The organism is Mesorhizobium sp. M7A.F.Ca.US.005.03.2.1 (assembly GCF_003997795.1).
In the GTDB taxonomy this organism is placed as follows: domain Bacteria; phylum Pseudomonadota; class Alphaproteobacteria; order Rhizobiales; family Rhizobiaceae; genus Mesorhizobium; species Mesorhizobium ciceri.
The window spans coordinates 1-5,316 of record NZ_RZRP01000435.1 but is presented as its reverse complement, the minus strand read 5'-3'; the positions used below and the strand labels follow the sequence as shown (position 1 = coordinate 5,316).

Sequence of the window (5,316 nt, the reverse complement as noted above, 5' to 3'; positions counted from 1 at the left end):
ATCTTCGACAGTGCCGATTATCATCCCTCCAGCCCGCAGGATGCCAAGCGGCTTGGCATCGTCACCATCTATCAGGAACTGAGCCTGATCCCGACGCTGACTGTGGCGGAGAACATTTTTATCGGCCGCGCGCCGATCGGCCCGCTCGGGCTGGTGAGTTGGCGCAAGATGGAGGAAGATTCCCGCACGATCATCGCCCGCGTCGGTCTCTCCATAGACCCGATGACGCCGGTCTCGGCATTGTCGGTGGCCGAGCAGCAACTGGTCGAGATTGCTCGGGCGCTGTCGCTGGAAAGCCGGCTGATCATCATGGACGAGCCGACCTCGGCGCTGACCGAGACCGAGGTGCAGCGGCTGCTGTCGATCATGGACCGGCTGCGCAAGGACAAGGTCGCCATCATGTTCGTCACCCACCGGCTGGAGGAAGCGTCCGCCATATGCGATCGCATGACGGTGCTGCGCGACGGCAGGCTTGCCGGCCACCTTAACCGTGAAGGCGGGCCGATCGCGCTGCCGAAAATCATCGAGAAGATGGTCGGCCGCGCGGCGTCCGAGCTCTACGCCCGGCCGGCGCAACGCGCGGTGGCCGGCGATGTCGTGCTGTCGGTGCGCGGCCTGCGCACCGTGCGCGACCCCGAGGCGCCACACGCCATCGTGCTCGACGGCGTCGACATAGACCTCAAGGCCGGTGAAATCCTCGGCGTTGCCGGGCTTGTCGGCTCAGGCCGCACCGAACTGGCGCGCGCTATCTTCGGCGCCGACCGCATCGCGGCCGGCACCATCACGCTCGACGGCGAGCCGATCGCCCCGGCATCGCCCGCGGACGCCATTGCGCTCGGCATCGGCCTGGTGCCGGAGGACCGCAAGCACCAGGCGATCTTTGCCGCGCTGGGCATCCTGCCGAATTTCTCCATCGCTTCGCTGGGCAGCTTCAGCAACGGTTTCGGCTTCATGGCCGAGCGGCGCGAGCGCGATGCGCTGTCCGGGTTTCGAAAGATGCTGTCGATCCGCATGGCTTCGGCCGAGCAGGCGATCGAGGGCCTGTCGGGCGGCAACCAGCAAAAGGTGATCCTGGCGCGCTGGCTCGCGCGCGATCCGAAAGTGCTGATCGTCGACGAGCCGACGCGCGGCGTCGATGTCGGCGCCAAGACCGAGGTGCACCAGATCCTGGTGCAGCTTGCGGCGCGCGGCATTGCGGTGATGATGATCTCGTCCGAGCTGCCCGAGGTGCTGGCGGTTTCGGACCGCATCGTCACCATGCGCCGCGGACGCATCACCGGCCAGATGCCGGGCGTCGAGGCAAACGAGGAAAGACTGATGGAACTGATGGCACTCGACCGCAAGGAGACACTATGAGCGTGGCGGGGGAGCAGGATCAGCGCGGCGGCATCAACTTCGCGCGGCTTTTGATGAGCTTCGGGCCGCTGCTGTTCCTGGTGGCGCTGATCATCGTCTTCACGGTGCTGAAGCCGAGCTTCATGGACCCGATCAACCTGTTCAACATCACAAGGCAGATCTCGATCACCGGGCTGATCGCGCTCGGCATGACCTTCGTCATCCTTACCGCCGGCATCGACCTGTCGGTCGGCTCGCTGCTCGCCTTCTGCGGCATGGTCGCCGCCGTGGTCGCCAAGGGCGGCACGGCCAACACGCTGTCGCTGTCGACGAGCGGCACGCAAGGGTTCGGCTGGTTCGCCGCGCTGCTGGCCGCCATCATCGTCGGAGCCGCTGCCGGCGGCGTGCAGGGACTTGTCATCACCCGGCTGAAAGTGCCGCCCTTCGTCGTCACGCTGGGCGGGCTGACGGTGTTTCGCGGGCTGACGCTGACCATCTCCAATGGCGGCCCGATCTCGGGCTTCGACGCCTCGATGCGCTGGTTCGGCACCGGGCTGATCGGCCCGGTGCCGGTGCCGGCGCTGATCTTCGCGGCGGCCGCCATCCTGTGCCACATCGTGCTGCGCTACACGCGCTATGGCCGCGCCGTCTATGCCGTCGGCGGTAATGCGGAAGCAGCGCGGCTGTCGGGCCTGCGCGTCGACCGCATCCTGGTCTCGGTCTACGTCATTGTCGGCTTCTTCGCCGGGCTCGCGGCCTTCGTGCTGTCGGCCAGGCTGAACTCCTCGGAAGCGGTGGCGGGCATCGGCTACGAACTGACCGTCATTTCGGCCGTCGTCATCGGCGGGACCTCGCTGTTCGGCGGCATCGGCTCGGTCGGCGGCACGGTGGTGGGCGCGGCGCTGATCGGCGTGCTGCAGAACGGGCTGCAGTTCAACAATGTCTCGTCCTACACGCAAAGCATCGTCATCGGGCTCATCCTGATCCTGGCGGTGGCGTTTGATCGGTGGCTGAAGTCGAGGGTGCGACGGTGAGGGGGACGGTTCTCCCTTCTCCCACAGTGGGAGAAGGGAGCCCCATTCCTTGCAAAACAATCATGCTTTGCTAGAAAGGTTTTGGCGGGTGGCATCGTGAGAGAACCTCATGTTTGCCGATATCATCAGACCGATCACCCTAGGTTTTTCGCTGCTGCGGCGGTTCTGGCCGCAACTCATGGCACTCGTGCTGGCCGGCGTGCTGGTCGGCGATCTCCTCATGCTGCTGGCGGCGAAGGTGGCGCTGGCCAATCACTTCGCCGGGTTGGCGATGCTGACGCTGGTGGCGCTGGCGCAGCTGGTGATGACGGTGGCAATGTTCCACGTGCTGCGCCCCGGCCTGCCGCATGTGGTGGCCGCGCAGCGCGGCGCCGACAAGGCCGCAACCACCGAGACGCAAACGAAGCCGGGTGCCGAGGCTGACCGGCGCGGCTCGCGGCTGGTGCGGATGATCACCATCGCGCTTCTGCCGTTCTTCGCCTATTATGCCGCCTGGGGATTTCTGGGCGACATCGTGCGACAGTATTCGCGCGAAACACTCGACCAGGCCGATTTCGGCCAGAGCGCTGATGTGCTCGACGTGCTCGACTCGCGCTGGCTGCTGGTCTCCGTGGCGGTGTCCTGGCTGATCCGCCGGCTGGCCAAATTCATGCAGGCTAAGACAGGTGCGGAGTCGTTCTGGCAGATCGTGGTGGTGATCTGCGAGACCAACTGGATTTTCGTCGGTCTCTACGTGATCAGCCGCTGGAAGGACTCGGCGCTGCAATGGCTGATGAGCCGCAATTTCTGGTCGGTCCTGCAGGCATCGGTGGACGGGCTGGCAAACCCGGTGCCGATGGCCTCGGCCGCACCCATGGTGCCGGTCGAGATCTCCTCGATCGCGCCGTCGACGGCTGCGATCAACCTGTTCTTCTTCATGCTCCTGCCGCTGATCTGGCTGGTGATGGCGGCGCTGATCTACGGCTATGATGTGCGCGACGATGCTGCCCTGATGCGCGTGCACGGCCGGCTGGAGCGTGCCGGCCAGCGCTATGCCGGCCTGCCGAAATTCCTGCGCGATTTCGTCGAGCATTTCATCGCCGGCTACCGCTCGCGCTATCTGCCGATCGCCAACGGCGTGCGGCTGACGGTCAGCGCCAGCCTGGTGCTGTTGTGCACGCTGGTGGTCGGCTACCGGTTGCTCGACTGGGGCGCGGCCTGGCTGTGGCTCGGCGCGACGCGGCTGATCGGCCCACACGAGCTCGATATCTGGCAGATTTTTTCGCATGCCGTGACGCTGCTCTTCGGCAGCCCGTTCCAGGATTCTTCCACCGGCATCCTGATCGAGCCGCTGCGCATATGCTTTCTCGCCGCCGTGCTGGAGACGGCGTTTTCGATGGCGAAGCGGGCGGGGAAGTGAGCTTTCTTTACGGGGAGAAGGATGCTGTCACTTCGGCGGCCGCTGAAAACGCAGGAACCAGGGGCGCTCGCTGCCCAGGCCAATGGCTGGGCGGATGGTCTCGATGGCATCCTCGGGCACGATGAAGGTCTCGCCGACGCTGATGATTTCGCCCTTTTTGGCGCCGGAGAAGATCGCCGAGGTGCAGTTCATCACGCCGTCCGGCAGGCTGACGCCGGGGATGAAGTCGGGCAGCCAGCGGCGGCCGGCGGCGTCGGTCAGCATCACCTTGCAGCCCAGCCACTGCTTTTGCAGATCGGGATCGCCGACCGTGACGGCGAAGGTGGCGATGACGGCCATGGCATGGTCGGGCAAGCGGCCGGCCTTGCCGCCGCGCAAATCGGCCAGCCGCCATTCGCTGCCGCCGAACGGCGCGCCTTGGCCAAACTCGACATCCCTGGCGATGAGGTCCTCGCCATGCAGCCATTCACGGATGCTCTCATAGCTGGTTTCGGCCAGCGTCAGCGGCAGCAGGATAGCGAGCGCGGCAAGACCGCGCCGTCGCCATTTTTTCTCGCCACCGCCGGCTGGGTCGATGTCGGTTGAAACCGCGCTCATGTCTTGCCCTGCCGTGTCTGGCCCTGCCGTGTCTGGCCCTGCGGCGGTGCAGGAGCGTCGAGATCGTATAGCGGCAAGACATCCGCCGGTTGACCATCGGCACCGGTCGGAACGGCATCGAGGCTGATGCGAGCCTGGGCGTCGAGCGGGCCGAACTGACGTGCGGCGATAAGCAGGCTGGCGCCTCGGATCTGGTCGGCCGGCAACTCGAAGACGAACAGGCCGCTTCTCTCCAGCCCTGGATCGACGGCATGTGGCGGCATATCCTGGCGATAGTTGAGCCGCTCCGTCTGGCGGTAGCGCAGGCCGGTCGGGCCTTGCCAGGTGCCGTCGGCGACCGTGGTGGAGGTGCTGGTGGCGGTGAGATTGGTCGTCGCCACCGCCCACAGGCCGCTGGTGGTCAGCAGCCTTTCCTGGCCGAACTGGTTGGTCTTCAGCGTGCGCGCAAAGACCATTCTGTCGAGGCGGACATCGAAGCTGCGCGCCCGCACCGTGTCGTGCATGGCGCCATCGATGGGGATCGGCGCGGTAAGTTCGGCATAATGCGGCTTCGACACCTGCATGCCGTAGCTGAGCGCCACGGTGGCGGCGACGATCAGGAGATTGCCGATGGCGCGGATCCTCATGAGCCGCTCTCGGGCAGGTCGGCGACCGGCATGGTGACGGTGCCGAGCCGATAGGGATTGAACCAGCCCGGCGTGCCGTAAAGATTGTCGCGCGGCTTGAAGATCTCGGCGGTGACGCCGAAGCTGAGATTTGCCGGCACGGCGGCGTTACCGGCAAGCGGCCAGACATAGGCCATGCGTTCGGTCATGCCGGGATGCAGTTCCGGCGTCAGCGTCGAATCGCGGGCCAGCGCGATCATCGGCGTGGAATCGGGCAGGTCGATCCCGTCCGGCTTGAAGACGTTGAAATAAGCCTTGTCGGATTGCGCCGTGCGATTGGTCAGAT

At 65.7% G+C, this 5,316-nt stretch carries 5 protein-coding genes and 1 pseudogene; 3 read left to right on the top strand and 3 right to left on the bottom strand.

Translation table 11 applies throughout. From position 1 onward, the window contains the following. From EN991_RS22230 to EN991_RS22220, 3 genes are all read left to right on the top strand, one after another. On the top strand, positions 1 to 1,356 hold a 1,356-nt coding region (locus EN991_RS22230; protein ID WP_164769291.1), incomplete at its 5' end, for a sugar ABC transporter ATP-binding protein. Then, complete coding sequence (locus EN991_RS22225) at positions 1,353 to 2,369, top strand: ABC transporter permease (RefSeq protein ID WP_013530576.1); 1,017 nt, start codon at positions 1,353 to 1,355, stop codon at positions 2,367 to 2,369. The genes EN991_RS22230 and EN991_RS22225, both read left to right, overlap by 4 nt. Positions 2,370 to 2,478: 109 nt before the next feature. Then, a complete protein-coding gene (locus tag EN991_RS22220) occupies positions 2,479 to 3,768 on the top strand; it encodes a hypothetical protein (protein WP_127369564.1) in 1,290 nt (429 codons plus the stop codon). A 27-nt stretch (positions 3,769 to 3,795) separates the two neighbouring features. On the opposite strand, the gene EN991_RS22215 is transcribed toward EN991_RS22220, so the two are convergent. The 3 genes and pseudogenes from EN991_RS22215 to EN991_RS22205 all read right to left on the bottom strand — a co-directional run. Then, positions 3,796 to 4,365, bottom strand: coding sequence for a hypothetical protein (locus EN991_RS22215; protein ID WP_127369563.1), 570 nt, complete (start codon positions 4,363 to 4,365; stop codon positions 3,796 to 3,798). Next, positions 4,362 to 4,991 carry a hypothetical protein gene (locus EN991_RS22210; protein ID WP_127369562.1) on the bottom strand — a complete coding sequence of 210 codons (630 nt, stop codon included), beginning with the start codon at positions 4,989 to 4,991 and terminating at the stop codon, positions 4,362 to 4,364. The genes EN991_RS22215 and EN991_RS22210 overlap by 4 nt, the downstream gene beginning before the upstream one ends. Next, positions 4,988 to 5,316: pseudogene (locus EN991_RS22205) on the bottom strand (hypothetical protein); the annotation flags it as partial. The gene EN991_RS22210 and the pseudogene EN991_RS22205, both read right to left, overlap by 4 nt.

Excerpts from the sequence above, each read along its gene's own strand:
- EN991_RS22225 (WP_013530576.1), top strand. The coding sequence starts at position 1,353 with ATGAGCGTGGCGGGGGAGCAGGATCAGCGCGGCGGCATCAACTTCGCG.
- EN991_RS22220 (WP_127369564.1), top strand. The coding sequence starts at position 2,479 with ATGTTTGCCGATATCATCAGACCGATCACCCTAGGTTTTTCGCTGCTG.
- EN991_RS22215 (WP_127369563.1), bottom strand. The coding sequence starts at position 4,365 with ATGAGCGCGGTTTCAACCGACATCGACCCAGCCGGCGGTGGCGAGAAA.
- EN991_RS22210 (WP_127369562.1), bottom strand. The coding sequence starts at position 4,991 with ATGAGGATCCGCGCCATCGGCAATCTCCTGATCGTCGCCGCCACCGTG.